Genomic DNA, 20,355 nt, shown 5'->3' on the forward strand with positions numbered 1-20,355 from the left:
TCCCCATCTCGCGGGCTCGCCCCGCATCCCCATCCCCGCCCAATAATCTGGAGACATCCTCATGTCGCAAAACACTTTGGCCGAAGCGACACACGGCCCGCTGATCGCTCCGCCGGCCTTCGTCAAGCATCGCAAGCTGATCGACTGGGTCTCGCGCATCGCGGCGCTCACGGAGCCCGAGCGTGTCGTGTGGTGTGACGGATCGCAGGAAGAATACGACGCGCTGTGCCAGGCGATGGTCGACCAGGGCACGCTCACACGCCTGAACCCGACGAAGCGCCCGAACTCGTATCTCGCGCAATCCGATCCGTCGGACGTCGCGCGCGTCGAGGATCGCACGTTCATCTGCGCGGCGTCGCGCGATGACGTCGGCCCGACCAACAACTGGATCGAGCCGGCCGAAATGCGCGAGACGCTCAACGGGCTGTTCCGCGGCGCGATGCGCGGCCGCACACTGTACGTCGTGCCGTTCTCGATGGGCCCGCTCGGCTCGCCGATCGCGCACGTCGGCGTCGAGTTGTCCGACAGCCCGTACGTCGCGGTGAACATGCGGATCATGACGCGCATGGGGCGCGACGTGTACGACGTGCTCGGCGAGGACGGCGATTTCGTGCCGTGCGTGCACAGCGTCGGTCATCCGCTCGAAGCCGGCCAGCAGGACGTGCCGTGGCCGTGCAATCCGGTCAAGTACATCGTGCACTTTCCGGAAACGCGCGAGATCTGGAGCTTCGGCTCGGGCTACGGCGGCAACGCGCTGCTCGGCAAGAAGTGTTTCGCACTGCGCATCGCGTCGACGATGGGGCGCGATCAGGGCTGGCTCGCGGAACACATGCTGATCCTCGGCGTGACGTCGCCGGCCGGCAAGAAGTATCACGTCGCGGCCGCGTTCCCGTCCGCGTGCGGCAAGACCAACTTCGCGATGCTGATCCCGCCGCAGGGCTTCGACGGCTGGAAGGTCACGACGATCGGCGACGACATCGCGTGGCTGAAGCCCGGCCGCGACGGCCGCCTGTATGCGATCAATCCGGAAGCCGGTTTCTTCGGCGTGGCGCCGGGCACGGGCGTGAAGACCAACCCGAACGCGATCGCCACGCTGAAGGAAAACGTGATCTTCACGAACGTCGCGCTGACGGAAGACGGCGACGTGTGGTGGGAAGGGCTGACCGACACGCCGCCCGCGAAGCTGACCGACTGGCAGGGCAATCCGTGGACGCCCGAGATTGGCAAGGAAACCGGCCGCAAGGCCGCGCATCCGAACTCGCGCTTTACCGCGCCGGCCGCGCAGTGCCCGTCGATCGACGACGACTGGGAAAACCCGGCCGGCGTGCCGATCGACGCGTTCATCTTCGGCGGCCGCCGCTCGACGACCGTGCCGCTCGTGACCGAAGCGCGCGACTGGGTCGAAGGCGTGTACATGGCCGCGACGATGGGCTCCGAGACGACCGCGGCCGCGGTCGGCCAGCAGGGCGTCGTGCGCCGCGATCCGTTCGCGATGCTGCCGTTCTGCGGCTACAACGTCAGCGATTATTTCGCGCACTGGCTCACACTCGGCAAGCAGCTCGAAGCCGCCGGCGCGAAGCTGCCGAAGTTCTATTGCGTCAACTGGTTCCGCAAGGACGCGAACGGCAAGTTCGTGTGGCCGGGCTTCGGCGAGAACATGCGCGTGCTGAAGTGGATGCTCGATCGTCTCGAAGGCACGGGCGGTGGCGGCGAGCATGCGTTCGGCGTGTCGCCCGCGTATGAAGATCTGCACTGGGACGGCCTCGATTTCACGCGCGATCAGTTCGATGCGGTGACGTCGATGAACGCCGACGAATGGCGCGAGGAACTGAAGCTGCACGCGGCGCTGTTCGATACGTTGAAGCTGCGCTTGCCGGCTGAAATGACCGAGACGATGAAGAAGATCGAGCGGCGTATCGGCGGCTGACGAGCGGCATCGACGTCACCACCTGAAAGCGGCATGAACGCCCCGGGCCATCCATCGCATGGCCCGGGGCGTCGTCGTTTCTGGCGCTCGGCCGGGTGTCAGCCGAGATCGAGCGCGTTCGTCAAATCGCCCGGCGGCGTCGCGCCGCGCGCGGCGAACGCGTTGTTGCGCAGGACCACGCCGTCGAGCGGCGCGAGGCCGTGCACGCGGCTGATGAAGCGCAGGATCGAGTTCGTGTCGTACAGCGTGTGATCGACGAAGCCCTTTTTCGCGAACGGCGAGATCACGAGTGCGGGAATCCGCGAGCCGGGGCCCCAGCGATCGCCGACCGGCGGCGCGACGTGATCCCACCAGCCGCCGTTCTCGTCGTGCGTCATCACGATCACGGTGTTTTCCCATTGCGGGCCGCGCCGGATATGGTCGATCACGGTCGCGATGTGGCGGTCGCCCGATTCGATGTCCGCATAGCCCGCATGCATGTTCAGGTTGCCTTGCGGCTTGTAGAACGTGACGGCCGGCAGGCGGCCCGCGTCGATGTCGGCGATGAAGTGGTTGGTCGACGGCTCGTCGCCGAGCCCCGCGTCGCGCAGATGCTTGCGGCGCGCTTCGGTGCCCGGCGCGAAGTTCACGAAGTAGTTGAACGGCTGGTGGTGGTACTGGAAGTCGGGCACCATGCCCGTGTCGCGATGCTCGAGCGCATACTGCCATGCACCGCTGTACCACGCCCAGTCGACATTCTTTTCCGACAGGCGGTCGCCGATCGTCGCGTAGCCCTGCGGCGGCATCACGCGATGGTCGGCCGGATCCGCATACGCGGCGTTGCCCGGATCGGGCGGCGGCACGTAGCTCGGCTGGTACGGCGGCGCCATCGTGTTCACACCGTAGCCGTCCGGCGTCAGCGGGCCGTCGACCGCGAATTTCGGCGGACCGTCGAGCGCGGACGCGGGCGAATCGTCGGCGAGCTTCAGGCGCGTGCCGGCCGGGTCGTCGCCTTCGACCTTCGACAGCAGTTTCGCCGCATGCGGATGCTTGTGCGCGTCCGGATACAGTGGCGGCTGCGCGGAAATCAGGAACATGTGGTTCATCCACGAACCGCCGAAGGCCGCCATGAAGAAGTTGTCGCACAGCGTGTATTGCCGCGCGAGATTCCACAGTCGCAGCGTGTCGGCCGAATTGCGGTAATGGCCCATCACGAGGCCGCCCGAATCGGCCCACGCGGCGAACTGGTTGTTGCGGCCGCCCGCGATCTGCATCTGGTTCTGGTAGAAGCGATGCCACAGGTCGCGCGTGATCACGCCGTTCGGCAGCGGCTTGCCTTGCGCGTCCGAAATCCGGAACGGCGCATTCGGCAGCTTGTCGATGTCGCGCTCGGCGATCGCGTAGCGCTTGCCGTCCACTTCCTGCGCTTGCGGCACGAGCCCGCCCCAGATCTTCGGCAGCGCCGGCAGCGGCGTCTTGCCGTCGCGATCGAGCTGCTGCGCGTGTTCGGGCCGCACTTCGCTCAGTGGATACCGCACGCCCGGGAAATCGCCGTACAGGTTCGCGAAGCTGCGGTTTTCCGCATAGATCACGACGATGTGGCGCACGCGCTGGCGCAGCGCTTCGTCGATGCGCAGGTCGGCGGCCGAACGCGGCGCGTTGCCCGCGGTGGTTTCGCAGCCGCTGAGCGCGACACCGGCGCCGAGTGCGGCGAGGCCGCCGAGCACACGGCGGCGGTCGGGATCGGCGGGTAGGTCGTCGGGGCGATCGGGGGTGTCGTTCACGTCGTGGGCTCCTCGGATGGGCGGGTGGGCATTGTCGTTCGATGCGCGCCGGCGCCGCACGGGCTGTCGCGACGCGGGACGGGATGAGACGGCCGGCCTCGCGCGCGGCGGCGCGAGGCGACTGTCACAAAAATGTCATGCACGCGACTATAACGCGGCAAGGGGGCGGATGAAAGCCGTTCGTCCGACGATTCGACGCTGCGCGGCGAGCGGCGCGACGCCCGCGCACGAACTAGACTGGAATCGAGGGCGGTGCGTCACGGCGTGCCGCCCGGGCGAGGATCGCCCGGCAATGCCGACGACGGTGTTGTCGAGGCGGCATCGATGCGACGAACGACGCGAGACGGCGAGGCGACGATGCGCGGATGCAAGTCGTTTTCGCATGGCGGCCGCGTACCGGTTGCGCGCGTGCCGGCGTGAGCGCACGCCGCGCAGCGGAGATGGCAGGCCCGATGCGATGGACAGGAAATTCGACTACCCGGGATTGCTGATCGCGGCGGGCTTCTTCGTGCTGTTCGCCGCGCAGTTGCTGATGCTGCACCCGACGTCGACGCCGATCGCGTACAGCGATTTCCACCGGCTCGTCGCCGCGCGGCTCGTCGACGATCTCGAGGTCGGCCCGGCGTCGATCTCGGGCGCGCTGAAGATGCCGCAGGCCGGCGCGATGCTGCCGGCGTCCGACGCGGCGGTCGTGCAGCAGGTTGGCGCGCCGTGGCGCTTCACGACCAGCCGCGTGACCGACGAACACCTGATCGACACGCTGACCGCCGCGGGCATCCGCTATCACGGCACGCCCGACACCGGCTGGATCGCGTCGCTCGCGTCGTGGCTGCTGCCGCTGATGCTGCTCGTGTTCGTGTGGAACATGATGCTGCGCAAGCGTGGCGGGCTGCAGGACTTCACCGGCATGGGCAAGAGCCGCGCGCGCGTGTACGTGCAGCAGGAGACCGGCATCACGTTCGATGACATCGCGGGCATCGACGAAGCGAAGGCCGAACTGCAGCAGCTCGTCGCGTTCCTGCGCAACCCCGATCGCTACCAGCGGCTCGGCGGCAAGATTCCGAAAGGCGTGCTCGTCGTCGGCGCGCCGGGCACGGGCAAGACGCTGCTCGCGCGCGCGGTGGCCGGCGAGGCGGCCGTGCCGTTCTTCTCGATCAGCGGCTCGGCGTTCGTCGAGATGTTCGTCGGCGTGGGCGCCGCGCGCGTGCGCGACCTGTTCGAGCAGGCGCAGCAGAAGGCGCCGTGCATCGTGTTCGTCGACGAGCTCGATGCGCTCGGCAAGGTGCGCGGCGTCGGCCCGATGTCGGGCAACGACGAGCGCGAACAGACGCTCAACCAGTTGCTGGTCGAGATGGATGGCTTCCAGGCCGGCTCCGGGGTGATCATCATGGCCGCGACGAACCGGCCCGAGATCCTCGATCCCGCGTTGCTGCGCCCGGGCCGTTTCGATCGTCACATCGCGATCGACCGGCCCGACGTAAACGGCCGCCGCCAGATCCTCGACGTGCACGTGAAGCGCGTGAAGCTCGCCGCCGACGTCGATCTCGGCGAGCTCGCGTCGCGCACGCCAGGCTTCGTCGGCGCCGATCTCGCGAACGTCGTCAACGAGGCCGCGCTGCATGCGGCCGAACTCGGCAAGCCGGCGGTCGCGATGGCGGACTTCGACGAGGCGATCGACCGCGCGCTGACGGGCCTCGAGCGCAAGAGCCGCGTGATGAACGAGCAGGAGAAGCTGACCATCGCGTATCACGAAGCCGGCCATGCGCTCGTCGCGGAAAGCCGCGCGCATTGCGATCCGGTGAAGAAGGTGTCGATCATTCCGCGCGGCGTCGCTGCACTCGGCTACACGCAGCAGGTGCCGACCGAGGATCGTTACGTCCTGCGCCGCAGCGAGCTGCTCGACCGGATCGATGCGCTGCTCGGCGGGCGCGTGGCGGAAGAACTCGTGTTCGGCGACGTGTCGACCGGTGCGCAGAACGACCTCGAACGCGCGACCGCGATGGCGCGCCACATGGTCATGCAGTACGGGATGAGCGAGAAGATCGGGCTCGCGACGTTCGACGACGGTGACGCGCGCCAGGGCCTGCCCGGCGCATGGCATGCGGGCGACGGCCGCTGCAGCGAGCACACCGCGCGGATGATCGACGACGAGGTGCGCACGCTGCTGGCCGATGCACATGCGCGCGTCGCGGCGACGCTCGGCGAACGTCGCGACGCGCTCGAACGCATCGCGCGACGGCTGCTGCAATGCGAGGTGCTCGAACGCGACGCGCTGCAGGCGCTGATCGACGCGCGCATCGAACCGTCGTTGGCCGCGTCGGCCTCGTCGGGCGACGACGCCGGTGCGCGCGGCGGCGCGATCGAAACGGAGCAGGCGTCCACCGTCGAGCGCGATTTCGTCGCGTACGGACGGTCGCACGAATCCGATCGCTGAAGCCGCTGCGTGGACCGGCGCGCGCCGATATTCCGACGTCGCACGCTTTCTTTATGGTCTTTCTTTATGGTCCTTCCCACCACGACGTCGCGCTGAGCGACGCGCACGTATCAGTCGAACGGCGGCGCGCTCGAATGCATGACGACGGGGCGTAGGCGCGCGTCAGCGCGTCAGGATTCGGTCGCGGCCGCGACTTCGGCCGCTTCGGTGAGCGCTTCGAGAAAGCGCGTGCGCCACCAGTGCACGTCGGTCTTGCGCATGATCGCCATCAGCGCCGCGTGACGCTGGCGGCGCTCTTCGAGCGGCATCGTGAGCGCGCGCTGGATTGCCTGCGCGGTGCCTTGCGTGTCGTACGGATTGACGAGCAGCGCGGCCTTCAATTGCTCGGCCGCGCCCGCGAAGCGCGACAGCACGAGCACGCCCGGATCGGCCGCGTCCTGCGCGGCGAGGAACTCTTTCGCGACGAGGTTCATCCCGTCGCGCAGCGGCGTGACGAGGGCGACCCGGCTCGCGCGGTAGAGGCCCGGCAGGCGCTTGCGCGCGACGGTGCGGTGAATGTAGCGCATCGGCATCCATTCGAGCTCGCCGTAGTCGCCGTTGATCGCGCCGCACAGGCTGTCCATCTCGCGCCGCAGGTCGTCGTACGCGCCGAGATCCTCGCGGCTCGGCGCGGCGATCTGGATCAGCGTCGCACGGTCGCGGTTCTCCGGATACTGTTCGAGCAGCTCGCGGAACGCATGCACGCGCTGCGGCAGCCCTTTCGTGTAATCGAGCCGATCGACGCCGACCAGCAACTGACGGCGCGAATACTCGTCGCGCATGCGTTCGAACATGTCGAGGCCGTCGCGATCGCGCGCGAGCGATTCGAACTCGTCGACGTTGATGCCGATCGGGAACGCGCCGGCCGACAACGTACGGCCGAACGCGCGCAGCCGGCCGTCCGGCAGCCGCGCCGCACCGGCTTCCGCTTCGACGTAATGCTCGAAGTGGAGCAGATCCGATTCGGTCTGGAAGCCGACGAGGTCGTACGCGAACAGCGAGCGCATCAGCCATTCGTGTTCCGGGATCGCGGCCATGATCGGCGGCGGCGGCATCGGAATGTGCAGGAAGAAGCCGATCGGATTCGTGCAGCCCATCGCGCGCAGCTCGGCCGCGAGCGGAATCAGCTGATAGTCGTGGACCCAGATGACGTCGTCGGGCCGCAGCAGCGTGCGCAGCTTGCGCGCGAACAGCTGGTTCACGCGCCGGTAGCCGTCGGCGAAGCGCCGGTCGAACTGCGCGAGATCGAGCCGGTAGTGAAACACCGGCCACAGCACGTTGTTCGAGTAGCCGAGATAGTAAGCGTCGTAGTCCTGCGGATCGAGATCGACCGTCGCGAGCTGAATGCCGCCGACGTTCTGGATCTGCACGTCGTCGCCATGCGTGGGGCGATCGTCGCCGCCGCGTAGCTTGCCGCTCCAGCCGAACCAGACGCCGCCGGTTTCCTGCAGGCTGTCCTTCACGGCGACGGCAAGCCCGCCGGCCGCGGCTTTACGGGGATCTGCAATGCGATTGGATACGACGACGAGTCGGCTCACCAGCTCTCCTGACGATTGTTGGGGAAAGGTTCGTGCGGCCAGGGCGCGACAGGCATACGCCGCCATCGGCGCGCGGTGCGCGATACGACGGGGCCGCATGGCGATCGGACGGGAGTCAGGGGCACGCGATTCGCCGTCCGGTCGAAAAGTGCTTTTTTAGGATACTCGTCATTCGTGCGTTTTAAAAGTCCGGGTCGACAAACGGCGCGCGCGAACCTGTCGCGCGGTATCCCATGACGGCGGTGCGGCAACGGGCGATGCCCGAGCGGGACCGAAATTTGCTGCACGCTGTGACGCAGTGGGCACAAGGCTGTGCGGCGAGCGGCGCGAATGACGCGCGATCGTACCGACGCATGCGCATGCGTGCATGACGGCATGCGCATCGTCGTCTCCGTCGCGTATGCCGTCACGCGGAAGCCGGTCGGCGGTCGCCAGTGGCGCATGTCGGCTTCGTGCGCGTGCAGCCAGTTCGGATTCGCATCGGTAAGCGGCCCGCGGCGGGCGCCGCGAGCCGTACCGCGGTTAGAACGTCGTGCGCAATCCGGCCATCACGCTGCGGCCGCCTTGCGGTGCAAAGCCGCGCACGACCGACGTCGAGTAGCGGATCTCCTGATTCGTCAGGTTGTCGCCGCGCAGGTACGCGAGCCAGTGCGTCGGGCCGACGCGGAACTTATACGTCAGCATCACGCCGAGCGACGTGTAGCCGTCCGTCGAGAAGTCGTCGTCGGGCACCCGATGCTGCGACCACGCGTGCGTGACCTGCGCACGCGCACCGAACGGGCCGTAACCGTAGTCGGCCGCGAGCGTCGCGCGCAGCGGTGCGATGCGCGGCAGCGGCTGGCCCGTGTCGACGTTGCGCGCGTGCGTGTAGTCGGCCGTCAGTTCGAGATCGACTGTGTGGCCGCGCCGCGCGAACGCGCGCCATTTGCCGTCCAGCTCGATGCCGTAGAACTCGGCGCGCACGCCGCGATAGATCGCCTCGTTGAGCGAGCCGTCGGCGCCCGGCGCGACGGGCGCGCCGTCGTCGTCCACCACGCGGCCGGTGTTGTATTCGGTCAGGTAGTTCGAGAAGCGGTTGTAGAACACGCCGACGCTGCCGCGGTTCGGCCCGCTCGCATAGCGCAGCGACAGGTCGGTCGACACGGCTTTTTCCTTCGACGCGTTCGGGTTGCCGATCAGGAACTGGCCGGTCGCATCGTGCGGGCCGTTCGAATACAGCTCGTAGAAGGTCGGCGCGCGTTCGGTGTACGCGACGTTCGCGGCGACGGACCAAACCGGCGTCAGCGAGAACAGCGCGCCGGCCGACAGGCTGCCCGCATTGAAGTCGCGCGGCTGCGCGCCCGCGAATTTCTCGATGCCGGCCGGATCGGGATCGACCTTCACGTGCTCGAAGCGGCCGCCTAGGCTCAGCTTCAGCGCGGGGACGACCTGCCATTCCTCGAGGCCGAACAGCGCGACGCTGTTGGTGCGCGTGGACGGCACGAGCATTTCGTCGCCGAGCGCCGAGAACGTGTTCTGGCCGAACTGCACGCCGATCGCGCCTTCGAACGGGCCGATCTTGCGATGGCGCGCCTCGATGCGCGCCTCGTAGCCGCGGTTGCGGAAGGTGGTCGCCGTCTCGCCGTTGTCGACTTCCTTGTGGCGATAGTCGGTGTACGCGAAATCGAATTTCAGCTTCGTGAACGGCCCGCTCAGGTTGCGCACCTCGGACGCGAACGCGAGGCGTTCCTGGCGCATCCGCAGCCGCACGTCGCTTTCCGCGACGGAGCCGTAGTTCGATTCGTAGCCGCTGTACGAGAGACCGGCGAAGCCGTCCGCCCACGTGTACGACGCGCCGACCGCGCCGCCGTGCACGCGCCCGTCGCTGTTCGGTACGTTGCCTTCCGGCTGCGGCGTGTCGGGGCCGTCGATCGCGCGTTGCTGGCTGCTGCGCGCGTAGCCGGGAATCCGCAGCTTGCTCGTTTCGCGGTCGAACGCGTCGACGTGGAACGCGAAGCGGCCGTTGCCGCCTTCGACTTGCGCGGCGCCCGCGCGCACCGAATTCGCGCCGCCGTAGCGCGCGTCGAGCGCGCCGGTCACGCCTTCGATCGCTTCGCGCGGAATCCGGTTGTCGATCGTGTTGACCACGCCGCCCACCGCGTTGCCGCCGTACAGCAGCGCGGCCGGGCCGCGCACGATCTCGACGCGCTCGATCGACAGCGGATCCTCGGGCACCGCATGGTCGTACGACAGCGACGACGCGTCATACGCCGCGACGCCGTTCTGCAGCAGCCGGATCCGGTCGCCGTCCATCCCGCGGATGATCGGACGGCCGACCATCGGCCCGTAGGTGGTGGTCGACACGCCGGGCAGCCCGTTGAGCGTTTCGCCGAGCGAATCGGCCTGGCGGCGCGTCAGCGCCTCGCCGGAAAGCTGGACGGTCGGCGCGATCAGTTCGGTGTCGCCGAGCGGGTTCGCGGTCACGAAGATCGGCGCGAGCGGCGCGGCGGCAGGCGTATGGGTGCCGGCCGCGGCGGGCACGTCGGTCTGCGCGTGAGCAGCGGCGGCGAACAGGATCAACGACAGGGACGAGAGCGGGCGAAGCGGTAAGCGAGGAAGGTCGCGCATGGTCGGTGAATCGGTTGGAATCGGATCGGATAACGAGCGATGCGGGTCACCGCTGGATACGATATATTGTTGCGTCATTGACGCGCAATGACCCGCTGGAACATGGCTCGGCGAGGCCCGGCCACCTGGGTTGAAACGGCGTCAGGCGGACGAGCACGCAAAATGATATGTTATATCATTTCAAATTCCAAGCTGAATGGCGGGACTCCGTCGGGTTTCTGTCGGATCGGTGAAATGGTCGCGTGAGCGGCGGGGCAGCGTGCGGCCGCCGGCTCGGGCTGTCGCGTCGGCCGTCGCATCGTTCCGATGCGTTGACGCGTATCAACGTGCTCCGATACCGAAACCGGATACTGGTTTGCTCATCGACCAGACAGGAGCAACGCATGACCCAGACCATGAAAGCGGCCGTGGTACACGCGTTCGGCGAGCCGTTGCGCATCGAGGAAGTTCCGATTCCCGCACCGGGGCCGGGCCAGATTCTCGTCAACATCAAGGCGTCGGGCGTCTGCCATACCGATCTGCACGCGGCCGACGGCGACTGGCCCGTCAAGCCGTCGCTGCCGTTCATCCCGGGCCACGAAGGCGTCGGGATCGTCGCGGCGGTCGGCGCGGGCGTCACGCACGTGCGCGAGGGCGATCGCGTCGGCGTGCCGTGGCTCTACACGGCCTGCGGCCATTGCGAGTACTGCAGCACGGGCTGGGAAACGCTGTGCCATGGCCAGCAGAACACCGGCTATTCGGTGAACGGCAGCTACGCGGAATACGTGCTGGCCGATCCCGATTACGTCGGCCAGTTGCCCGCGCAGGTCGCGTTCGACGAGATCGCGCCGATCCTGTGCGCGGGCGTCACGGTCTACAAGGGCATTCGCGTCACCGACACGCGGCCGGGCCAGTGGCTCGCGATCTCCGGCATCGGCGGTCTTGGGCACGTGGCCGTCCAATATGCGCGTGCGATGGGCCTGCACGTCGCGGCCATCGACATCTCGCCCGACAAGCTCGCGCTGGCGCGGCAACTGGGCGCGCACCTGACGATCGATGCGTCGGTCGACGACCCCGCGAAAGTGATCCAGAAGGAAATCGGCGGCGCGCACGGCGTGCTCGTCACGGCCGTGTCGCGCAGCGCGTTCGCGCAGGCGCTCGGGATGGTCCGTCGCGGCGGCACGGTCGCGCTCAACGGCTTGCCGCCGGGCGATTTCCCGTTGCCGATCTTCTCGACCGTGCTGAACGGCATCACCGTGCGCGGGTCGATCGTCGGCACGCGGCGCGATCTGCAGGAGTCGCTCGATTTCGCGGCGGACGGCCTGGTGCGCGCGCACATCCATCGCGACCGGCTCGCCAACATCAACGACATCTTCGCGAAGCTGCGGGAAGGGAAGGTCGACGGCCGCATCGTGCTGACGGACATGCATTGATGCGGTGAACAGGCGCACGCCGCCGCGCGACGGATGGCGTCGCGGCGGCGGCGTGACGGTCATCCTCGTATCACGGCGCGAAGAATACGTCGGTGCGGTTCGTCAGGTTGCCTGCATTGGTCTGGACGAAGAACGGATGGAACGACGACGACGGGCGAACGTCGAGCCCCTGATAGTCGCCGATGAAGAACCCTTCGGCGTTGGGTGCGAGCTTCATGTCGAACGGGCCGCCGACGCGCCGCTCGTCGGCGAACGTGGCGCCGGCGTCGTGCGAGATCTTGCGCCAGAAGCCGGTCGGCAGCGTCGTCGTGTTGCCGGCCTGCAGGTCGCGGAAGTCGTAGTACGTGACCATCACCGCCCCCGTGTTGTCGACGCGCACCGACGGATTGAACGCGGGGCGCCCGGTCGGCGTGTTCACCTGTTGCGGCGCGCTCCAGGTCGCGCCGCCGTCCTTCGAGGTCGATAGCGCGATCTCGTCGTACGTGCCGCCGTTGAAGCGGCTGTCCTGCCACGCGACGTAGAGCTGGCCCGATGCCGGGTCGATCGCCGGCTCCGGAATGATGTCGCCGGTGCGCACGGGTTCGCCGGTGTTCGGATCCGTGACGCCGACCGTCTGCAGCCCCGCGATGATCCGCGGCTTGGTCCACGTCGCGCCGTCGTCGGTCGACTTGACGAACGCGACCTTGCCGGCCGCCTTGTTGAACGGCGGCTGGATCAGGTCGAAGAAATCGTAGAGCGTGCCGCTCTTCGGATCGACGACGATCTGGTTGCCGATCGTCTGCTGGCGCGACGGCACGTCGACGATGACCTTCGCGGCGCTCCACGTCTTGCCGCCGTCGGTCGTCTTCGAGAACAGCGTCGGCCCGCGGTACGCCGCCGTGTGCAGGTTCGCGTACGGATTGCCGTTCGGCAGCTCGAGGCGGTCCCATACCGCATACGCGGTGCCGGCCTTCACCGGGTTGGCGGTCACCGATTCCTTGTCGTTGAAGAACTGCGTCGTCGGTTCGTCGTTCGCGATCAGCACGGCCGGGCTGCTCCATGTCTGGCCGCCGTCGGTCGACACCGACGCGCCGACCGCGTTGGCGTTGTTCGACTGGTTGAACGAGATCGATACCGAATACGCGGTGCCGTCCGGCCCGAACGAGACCCACGGATCGGACGCGCGCTCGTACTTGAGCCCGCCCGGCGCGCAGGCGCTGAACGGCTGCGGCGTGCGCGCCCACGTTGCGCCCGCATCGAACGTGTAGCCGGCGACGAGCCCGTGGGCGCCGCCGTTCGACCAGCGGTCCTGCTGCCACACGCCGATCATGTTGTTCGGGTTCGCCGGGTTGACCGCGAGCCACGGTTCGACTTCTGCATTCACGTAGTTGGTGCCCGGGCCGCCGATGGTGCACGCGGCGAACGTGCTCGGGCCGGACACGACGACGGGGTCGGCGTGCGCGGCGGCAGCGGCGGCCAGCGCCATCGCGGCGGACAGGCGGGTGACAAGCGGATGGGACACGATCATGCGTCGCATGGACGACTCCTCGGTGAGGTGCGGGGGCGATGGCGGGGCACGACGAGGCAATGCGAACCGAAGCGCGGCCGATCGTGCCGCGCACGTCGTGACGTCCGGTTCAGCGTGCCGCTTCAGTCATCGCAATCCGCGTGCGCTGGATGCCGCCAGCGCTTCGGTTAAGACTCCTCTTCGTTTTCAATGCTTGTCGGGTGTGTCTGCGATGTCGACCCGACGGGAACGCCAGTCAGGGCATGCGACGAATGTGTCGAAGTGGATTGCAATGTAGGCGATTCGAATGTCGCGCGACAGGCGGTTTTTTGTAACAGGACGTAGCCGGAAAGCGTTGCCGGAAGCGGGTGGCCGGCATGCAAGATTTGCCGTTGCGGCGGCATGAAAATCGAATCGAAAACGCGAATCGCAATCGCTTGCGATGGATGCCGGCGCGAGCCGGTCGCCAGCGCGATGCGCTGCTCAGCGCTCTGCCGGAAACCGTTCCTGCAACGCGTGCAGCCAGCGCGCGACGACGTCGAGTTCGTCGTCGGAGAACCCGTCGCACAGCTTGCCGTTGAGTTCGCGCAGCAGCACGCGCGCACGCTTGAGCGCCGCGTGGCCTGCGTCGGTCAGATAGAGCCGCGTTGCGCGGCCGTCGTCCGAATCGGCGTGACGCGTGATGAGGCCGGCCTTCGCCATCCGGTCGGCGAGCCCCGTCATCGCGGACGGCGCGAGCTGCAGCGCGGCGCCAACTTCGCCGATCAGTGCGCCGTCCTGCTTCGCGAGGCAGAACAGCGCGCCGGCCTGCGCGGCGCTCGCGCGCGTGTCGGTTTCGGCGTTGCGGTCGATCCAGCGCTGCACGCGCCGCTGGCCGATGTTCAACATGAAAAACAGTCGTCGGTCTTCGCTCAAGCTGGGTTCCCGGCTGCAATGGAAAGGGACGGACGGCTCGCGCTGCGCGGCGTGTCGATTGCCTGCGCGAGCCAGTCGGCGACGTCGGGCCACAGCACGGCGCCGGGCCGGCTGCGAAAGAAGCCCATGTGCCCGACCGGGCCGCTGCCCGCCGCGCGCGGATCGATCTGACGGCGTTCGACCTTCGCGCGGGCCAGATAGCTTACCAGCAGGCCGATCGCGGCCGGGTTCGCCCACGGATCGTCGTCGAAGCCGAGCGCGAGGATCGGCAACTGCTGCTTCGAGAAGCGCTCGGCCGCGCCGAGCGTCGGATCGTCGAAGAAGTAGCGCGGCAGCGTCGTCCAGCGGCTCCATTCGCGGAACACGCCGGCCGGTAGATCCTCGCCGAGCCCGAGCCGCTTGCCGGGTACGTAGCCGAGCAGCGCGGACATCAGCGGGCCGAGCACGCGCAGGATGAGCCGGACCTTCACGCGTTCGGCCGCCTGCGCGATCAGCCGCGTGCTGCCCGCATGCGCGGCGACCAGCACGGCCGCGCGCAGATGCGGCGTCGCGCCGGACAGCCCGATCGCATGTCCGCCGACGCTATGGCCGACCGCCAGCAGCGGCAGCCCTTCGTAGGCGTGCCGGGCCCATGCGGTCGCGGCGCCCACGTCCAGCTCCATCCAGTCGCGCATGCGGGCCCGCAGCGCGCCCAGCCGCGCGGGCCGCGATGCGCCGATGCCGCGATAGTCGTAGGTCAGCGCCGCGAAACCGCGCTCGGTCAGGAAGCGTGCGAAGCCCGCATACAGCCGCTCGGGCACGGCCGTTGCCGGATGGATCAGGACCAGCGCGCGCGGCGTCGCGTCCGGCGACCACAGCGTGCCGTGCAGCACATAGCCGTCGGCCGCGGAAAACTCGATGGGTTGGGAGGTCATGGCCATCCTCGATCGGGCAGTTATTTCGTATGCGAAATATAGTTCATGATTTATTTCGTGTGCGAAATATATATCGAGGAATCGTTCGAAATTCACGAAGCGGCGGCCGGCGGCGAGCCCCGCTCATGGACGAATGCTTCATAAAACATTCGCATCTTTACATAGAAGAATATTGCGTTTGTGTCATGAAGTGGATCGACGTATCTTCACCGGTTCCATCCGTCTCGCCGGCGGTTTCGCACGGCGGACGAAACGGACAAAAGGGCGCCGCGGTCGCGCGGCTGCCCGCCAACCTTCCGGGAGATCATGTTGTTGAGCCGAATCGTCACGGCGCTCTTGCTGGCGCTCGCCGCGCAGCCGGGCATCGCCAAAGACACCGTCACGCTGCGCGTCGGTGAACAGAACTACTTCAACATCCAGGCGTCGATGGAAGCGTCCGGCGTGCTGAAGGACCTGCCTTACACGATCGAGTGGAAGCACTTCCAGGCCGCCGCGCCGGTGGCCGAAAGCCTGAACGGCAACGCGATCGACATCGGCTTCCTCGGCGATTCCGCGCTGCTCACGCTGGCCGCGCGCGGCGCGCCGGTCAAGGTCGTCGCGGTGTCGCGGCAGAGCCTCGACGGCGTCGCGATCCTCGTGCCGAAGAACTCGCCGGTGCGCACCGTGGCCGACCTGCAGGGCAAGACCATCGCGGTTTGGCGCGGCGCCTGGAGCCAGCAGCTCGTGCTGCGCGCGCTCGAACATGCGGGCCTGCGCGCCGATTCGGTGAAGTACGCGTACCTGATGCCGATCGACGCGACCAACGCGCTCGCGAACGGTTCGGTCGATGCGGTATCGCTGTGGGAACCGTTCGTCAGCACGCTCGCGTTGCGGCAGGGCGCGCGGCCCGTGACGACCGCGCAGGGGCTGATGCCCGCGCTGAGCTTCGTCGCCGCGAACGAGCAGGCCGCGTCGGGCAAGCGCGCCGAGATCACCGATTTCCTGCGGCGCGTGGTGGCCGCGCGCCAGTGGGTCGACAGTCATCCGCGCGAGTACGCGGACCTGTGGGCGAAACGCGCGAATCTCGAACCCGACGTCGCGTATCGCTGGCTCAACAATGCCAAACAGCGCGTCGGCCCGGTCGACGAAACGGCCGCGAAGGATGCGCAGAACACGGCCGACTTCCTGCACAAGTCCGGCGTGATTCCGGCCGCGTACGACACGTCGAAGCTGCTCGACCGCTCGTATGCGGGTGCGTTCGCGCAGAAGACGGCAGCCGCGCAGTGACCGTGCGGCCCGCTTCACGATTCCCGCGATTTCCGCGATTCCCGATCGACATACCCAAGGACACCCCGACATGCCAGTCGACATCATCGGCATGATCACCGCGACACCCGGCGCGGAGGTCGACGTACCGGGCGGCGCGGCCGTCCAGCCCGACTACGTGCGCCGCTTCGCGCAGGCGCACGAGGCGGCCGGCTTCGACCAGATCCTGGTCGGCCATTTCAGCAACGCGGCGGACGGCTTCATCGTCGCGTCGTTCGCGGCCGCCGCGACCGAACGCATCCGGCTGCTGCTCGCGCACCGGCCGGGCGTGATCGTGCCGTCGGCCGCCGCGCGGCAGATCGCGACGCTCGACGTGTTCAGCGGTGGCAGGCTCGCGCTGAACGTGGTGTCCGGCGGCGACGATGCGGATCTGCAGCGCGACGGCGATTTCGTGCCGCACGATGCGCGCTATCGCCGCACCGGCGAATATCTCGACGTGCTGAAACAGATCTGGCGGGCCGATGCGCCGGTCGATCACGACGGCGCGTTCTATCGGCTGCGCGGCGCGTCGCCGGTCGTGAAGGGCGCGCAGCGGCCGCACGTGCCGATCTATTTCGGCGGCTCGTCGCCGGCCGCGCTCGCGGTCGCCGGTGAGCATGCGGACGTCTACATGACGTGGGGCGAGCCGCTCGACGCGGTGCGCGAGCAGATCGCGCGCGTGCGTGCCGCTGCCGCGCCGTTCGGGCGGGCGCCGCGCATCAGCGTGTCGTTTCGGCCGATCATCGCCGATACCGAGGCAGCCGCGTGGGAAAAGGCCGAGGCGATCCGCGAGCGCGTGCGCGCGGCGCGGATCGCGAACGGCCAGCCGATCGCGGGTCACGCGCCGCAGAATGCGGGCTCGCAGCGGCTGATGGCGGCCGCCGCGCAGGGCGACGTGGTCGACGAGCGGCTGTGGATGGGCGTCGCGAACCTGACCGGCGCGCGCTGGAATTCGACCGCGCTGGTCGGCACGCCCGAGCAGGTCGCGCGGGCGCTGGGCGCGTATTATCGGCTCGGCGTATCGACGTTCCTGATTCGCGGTTTCGATCCGCTCGACGATGCGCTGGCTTACGGGCGCGAGCTGATTCCGGCGATTCATGCGCATGTCGCGGAACTGGACCGGTATCGGGACGCGGTGTCGGCGTAGGCGAACAAGCAGTGAGTCGAATCGCCCCGGCATCGCCGTCACGGCATGCCGGGGCGAGTGCATTGAACGCTCAAAACGACGGCAACCCCGGCGGATTGGTCTCCGCCCGCGCGATCGCCTCGCTCTGCAACCCCCAGCGCGCGAGTGCCTGTCCGTAGCGGCCGTTGCCGATCAGCGCATTGGTCGCGAGCGTCAGCGCGGGCGCGAGCCCGCTGCCGCGACGCGTCGCGATCGCCACATCCGCATTCGCCGGCCAGCCGGCATTGACGACGCCGACACGGCGAATTTTGCCGCTGCGCGCGGCCTCGTACGCGAGCGACGCGTTCGGGTTCAGCTCCGCATCCGCGCGGCCCGACAGCAGCGCGACGCGCGCGGTCGCATCGTCGTCGAAATAGAGCAGCTCGGCCGGCTTCAGCCCCTGCGCGACGTTGCGCTTGCTCCATTCGAACAGGATGCGCTCCTGGCTCGTGCCGGCGCCGGTGATGATCCTCAAACCCGCGACGTCCTTCGGCTCCGCGATCTTCGCGATCGGGCTGGCGGTGCGCACGTAGAAGCCGTGCAGCCCGAGCCGGTAGGTAGTGAAATCGTATTTCTCCTTGCGCTTCTCGGTCACGCCGACGTTCGAGATCACCGCGTCGTACTTGCCGGACGTCAGCCCGAGCGGCCAGTCGGCCCACGCGATCGGCAGCAGCACGAGCGTGCGGCCGAGCGCGTCGGCGACGAGCTGCGCATAGTCGGGATCGGCGCCGACCACGGTGCGCGCGTCGGTCGCATAGGTCGACACCGGCGGTGCATGCGGCGAGATCGCGACCGTGAACGCACCGTCGCGTACCCAGCGATAGCCGCTTGCCGCGCGGATGGCCGCGTCGTCGGGGCCGGCGCGTGGGCGGCCGGCCTGGCGCGGATCAAGATCGGCGGTAGTGGCCGCCGCGCGCGCCGCATGCCGCGGCAGGCCCGATGCCGCGACCAGCGCGGCCGTGATGAATCGGCGTCGATCGGTCATCGCGCGGCACCTCGCAGGTGGGAAGCGGCGCGCATCACAGCACCCGCGACAGGAACGCACGGGTGCGCGAATGCGACGGCGCGTCGAGCACGACGGCGGGTGGCCCGGCCTCGACGATGCGCCCGCGTTCCATGAACAGCACGTTGTCCGCGACTTCGCGTGCGAAGCCGATCTCGTGCGTGACGATCACGAGCGTCGTGCCCGAGCGCGCGAGTTCCTTGATCACGTCGAGCACTTCGTTGACGAGTTCGGGATCGAGCGCCGACGTCGGTTCGTCGAACAGCAGCACCTTCGGTCGCAACGCGAGCGCCCGCGCGATCGCGACGCGTTGCTGCTGGCCGCCGGACAACTGGCGCGGGTACGCATCGGCCTTATCCGCGAGGCCGACCCGCGCGAGCAGCGTGCGCGCCGTGTGCTCGGCTGCGTCGTGCGTCACGCCCGCGACGGCGACCGGCGCTTCGACCAGGTTCTCGAGCACCGTCAGGTGCGGGAACAGGTTGAAGTTCTGAAACACCATGCCGACGGCCGTGCGCCGCTTCAGTACGTCGCGTTCGTTCAATTCGTGCAGCACGTCGCCGTCGCGGCGATAGCCGATCAGTTCGCCGTCGATGTCGATGAAACCGTCGTCGACGCGTTCGAGATGGTTGATCGTGCGCAGCAGCGTCGACTTGCCGGAGCCCGACGGCCCGACGATCACGGTCACGCTGCCGCGCGGCGCGACGAACGATACGTTGTCGAGCACGCGCTGCATGCCGAACTGCTTCGACACGCCATGCACGGCCACTTCGCCGCCGGTGCGCGACACGGCCGCCGCGGTATCGGCGCGGCGCTCGTCGACATGCGCGCTCGATACCGCACGACGCGACGCGACACGCCGCCACAGCCCGCCGATCCGCGCGAGCGCGAACGTGACCACGGACGGCGGCGGATTGCGCAGCGCGCCGCGCGCATAGTGCCGCTCGACCTGCACCTGGATCGCGGACAGCGCGGTCAGGATGATCAGGTACCAGACGGTCGCGACCATCAGCAGCGGAATCACTTCGAGGTTGCGGCGGTAGATCACCTGCACCGTGTAGAACAGCTCCGGCATCGCGAGCACGTACACCATCGACGTGCCTTTCGCGAGCGAGATCAGATCGTTGAACGCAGTCGGCAGGATCGCGCGCATCGCCTGCGGCAGCACGATCCGCGACGTCTGCCGGCCGCGCGGCAGCCCGAGCGCGGCGGCGGCTTCGAGCTGCCCCTGGTCGACCGCGAGAATGCCGCCGCGGATCACTTCCGCGGAAAACGCCGCGTGGTTCAGCGTGAGGCCGAGCACGGCCGCGAGGAACGGGCTGATCAGATCGGTGGTCGGCGTGTCGAACCACACGATGTCGGTGAACGGCACGCCGAGCCGCACATGCTCGTACAGGTAGCCGAGGTTGTTCAGGATCAGCAGCAGCACGATCAGCGGAATCGAGCGGAACAGCCACACGAAGGTCCAGGCGCTGGCGGACAGCAGGCGCGAACGCGACAGCCGGGCCAGCGCGACGAACGCGCCGAGCACGAAGCCGAACACCGCGCCGAGCAGCGTCAGCACCAGCGTGCGCGCGAGCCCCGACAGCACCGGCGGCGACAGGAACCATTCGGCGAACACAGGCCAGCCCCACTGCGGATTGCCGAGGATCGAATGCAGCGTGATTGCGATCAGCACGAGCGCGAGCACGGTGCCGGCCGTGCGCGACCGGTGGCGCGCGGGCACGATCCGCACATGCGTGCCGGGCTCGCGTGTGCCGGGGGAAGAGAGCGGCGGCAGCGCGCCGCCGAGGTGGGTCGTGTCGCTCATGTCGTGGGAATCCTCGAATCGATCGATCGGGCAGGTGCACCGCGCCGCGCACGGGCGGCGC

The 20,355-nt window shown here is 68.3% G+C and carries 13 protein-coding genes; 5 read left to right on the forward strand and 8 right to left on the reverse strand.

The window, feature by feature from the left end; genetic code table 11:
* The first annotated feature begins 61 nt into the window (after positions 1-61).
* On the forward strand, positions 62-1,927 hold the full coding sequence (locus KR541_RS26475; protein WP_050014090.1) for a phosphoenolpyruvate carboxykinase (GTP): 1,866 nt from the start codon (positions 62-64) through the stop codon (positions 1,925-1,927).
* Positions 1,928-2,025: 98 nt separating this feature from the next.
* On the opposite strand, the gene KR541_RS26480 is transcribed toward KR541_RS26475, so the two are convergent.
* Positions 2,026-3,690, reverse strand: coding sequence for an acid phosphatase (locus KR541_RS26480; protein ID WP_050014089.1), 1,665 nt, complete (start codon positions 3,688-3,690; stop codon positions 2,026-2,028).
* A 457-nt stretch (positions 3,691-4,147) separates the two neighbouring features.
* Between KR541_RS26480 and ftsH the strand changes: the two genes are divergently transcribed.
* Positions 4,148-6,124: an ATP-dependent zinc metalloprotease FtsH gene (ftsH, locus tag KR541_RS26485; RefSeq protein ID WP_089489748.1), complete on the forward strand. Its 1,977-nt coding sequence runs from the start codon at positions 4,148-4,150 to the stop codon at positions 6,122-6,124.
* A gap of 170 nt (positions 6,125-6,294) precedes the next feature.
* Here ftsH and otsA read toward each other — a convergent pair whose 3' ends face one another.
* Positions 6,295-7,701: an alpha,alpha-trehalose-phosphate synthase (UDP-forming) gene (gene otsA / locus KR541_RS26490; protein WP_089489390.1), complete on the reverse strand. Its 1,407-nt coding sequence runs from the start codon at positions 7,699-7,701 to the stop codon at positions 6,295-6,297.
* A 522-nt stretch (positions 7,702-8,223) separates the two neighbouring features.
* Entirely contained in the window at positions 8,224-10,308 is a 2,085-nt protein-coding gene (locus KR541_RS26495) for a TonB-dependent receptor (protein ID WP_089489389.1), read from the reverse strand.
* Positions 10,309-10,691: 383 nt separating this feature from the next.
* Here KR541_RS26495 and adhP point away from each other — a divergent pair, with 383 nt between their 5' ends.
* Positions 10,692-11,720: an alcohol dehydrogenase AdhP gene (gene adhP / locus KR541_RS26500; RefSeq protein WP_050014086.1), complete on the forward strand. Its 1,029-nt coding sequence runs from the start codon at positions 10,692-10,694 to the stop codon at positions 11,718-11,720.
* A 70-nt stretch (positions 11,721-11,790) separates the two neighbouring features.
* Here adhP and KR541_RS26505 read toward each other — a convergent pair whose 3' ends face one another.
* From KR541_RS26505 to KR541_RS26515, 3 genes are all read right to left on the reverse strand, one after another.
* Entirely contained in the window at positions 11,791-13,236 is a 1,446-nt protein-coding gene (locus KR541_RS26505) for an exo-alpha-sialidase (RefSeq protein WP_216089899.1), read from the reverse strand.
* 453 nt (positions 13,237-13,689) lie between these two features.
* Entirely contained in the window at positions 13,690-14,121 is a 432-nt protein-coding gene (locus tag KR541_RS26510; protein ID WP_050014084.1) for a MarR family winged helix-turn-helix transcriptional regulator, read from the reverse strand.
* Positions 14,118-15,035: an alpha/beta hydrolase family protein gene (locus tag KR541_RS26515; RefSeq protein WP_050014083.1), complete on the reverse strand. Its 918-nt coding sequence runs from the start codon at positions 15,033-15,035 to the stop codon at positions 14,118-14,120. Before KR541_RS26515 ends, KR541_RS26510 begins: the two co-directional genes overlap by 4 nt.
* A gap of 306 nt (positions 15,036-15,341) precedes the next feature.
* Here KR541_RS26515 and KR541_RS26520 point away from each other — a divergent pair, with 306 nt between their 5' ends.
* Both KR541_RS26520 and KR541_RS26525 read left to right on the forward strand, forming a co-directional pair.
* A complete protein-coding gene (locus KR541_RS26520) occupies positions 15,342-16,301 on the forward strand; it encodes an ABC transporter substrate-binding protein (protein ID WP_050014082.1) in 960 nt (319 codons plus the stop codon).
* 70 nt (positions 16,302-16,371) lie between these two features.
* Positions 16,372-17,466, forward strand: coding sequence for an LLM class flavin-dependent oxidoreductase (locus KR541_RS26525; RefSeq protein ID WP_050014081.1), 1,095 nt, complete (start codon positions 16,372-16,374; stop codon positions 17,464-17,466).
* A gap of 70 nt (positions 17,467-17,536) precedes the next feature.
* Here KR541_RS26525 and KR541_RS26530 read toward each other — a convergent pair whose 3' ends face one another.
* The gene (locus tag KR541_RS26530) at positions 17,537-18,469 is read right to left on the reverse strand and encodes an ABC transporter substrate-binding protein (protein ID WP_050014080.1); all 933 of its coding nucleotides are present in this window, start codon (positions 18,467-18,469) and stop codon (positions 17,537-17,539) included.
* Positions 18,470-18,503: 34 nt separating this feature from the next.
* Positions 18,504-20,294, reverse strand: a complete 1,791-nt coding sequence (locus tag KR541_RS26535; protein ID WP_080334267.1) for an amino acid ABC transporter permease/ATP-binding protein — start codon at positions 20,292-20,294, stop codon at positions 18,504-18,506.
* Between the last annotated feature and the right edge of the window lie 61 nt (positions 20,295-20,355).

This window comes from Burkholderia sola, from assembly GCF_905400185.1.
Taxonomy (GTDB): Bacteria; Pseudomonadota; Gammaproteobacteria; order Burkholderiales; family Burkholderiaceae; genus Burkholderia; species Burkholderia sola.

What these genes read in the sequence shown, in the direction of transcription:
- KR541_RS26475 (WP_050014090.1), top strand. Translation starts at nt 62, where the DNA reads ATGTCGCAAAACACTTTGGCCGAAGCGACACACGGCCCGCTGATCGCT.
- ftsH (WP_089489748.1), top strand. Translation starts at nt 4,148, where the DNA reads ATGGACAGGAAATTCGACTACCCGGGATTGCTGATCGCGGCGGGCTTC.
- KR541_RS26495 (WP_089489389.1), bottom strand. Translation starts at nt 10,308, where the DNA reads ATGCGCGACCTTCCTCGCTTACCGCTTCGCCCGCTCTCGTCCCTGTCG.
- adhP (WP_050014086.1), top strand. Translation starts at nt 10,692, where the DNA reads ATGACCCAGACCATGAAAGCGGCCGTGGTACACGCGTTCGGCGAGCCG.
- KR541_RS26505 (WP_216089899.1), bottom strand. Translation starts at nt 13,236, where the DNA reads ATGCGACGCATGATCGTGTCCCATCCGCTTGTCACCCGCCTGTCCGCC.
- KR541_RS26515 (WP_050014083.1), bottom strand. Translation starts at nt 15,035, where the DNA reads ATGACCTCCCAACCCATCGAGTTTTCCGCGGCCGACGGCTATGTGCTG.
- KR541_RS26520 (WP_050014082.1), top strand. Translation starts at nt 15,342, where the DNA reads ATGTTGTTGAGCCGAATCGTCACGGCGCTCTTGCTGGCGCTCGCCGCG.
- KR541_RS26525 (WP_050014081.1), top strand. Translation starts at nt 16,372, where the DNA reads ATGCCAGTCGACATCATCGGCATGATCACCGCGACACCCGGCGCGGAG.
- KR541_RS26530 (WP_050014080.1), bottom strand. Translation starts at nt 18,469, where the DNA reads ATGACCGATCGACGCCGATTCATCACGGCCGCGCTGGTCGCGGCATCG.
- KR541_RS26535 (WP_080334267.1), bottom strand. Translation starts at nt 20,294, where the DNA reads ATGAGCGACACGACCCACCTCGGCGGCGCGCTGCCGCCGCTCTCTTCC.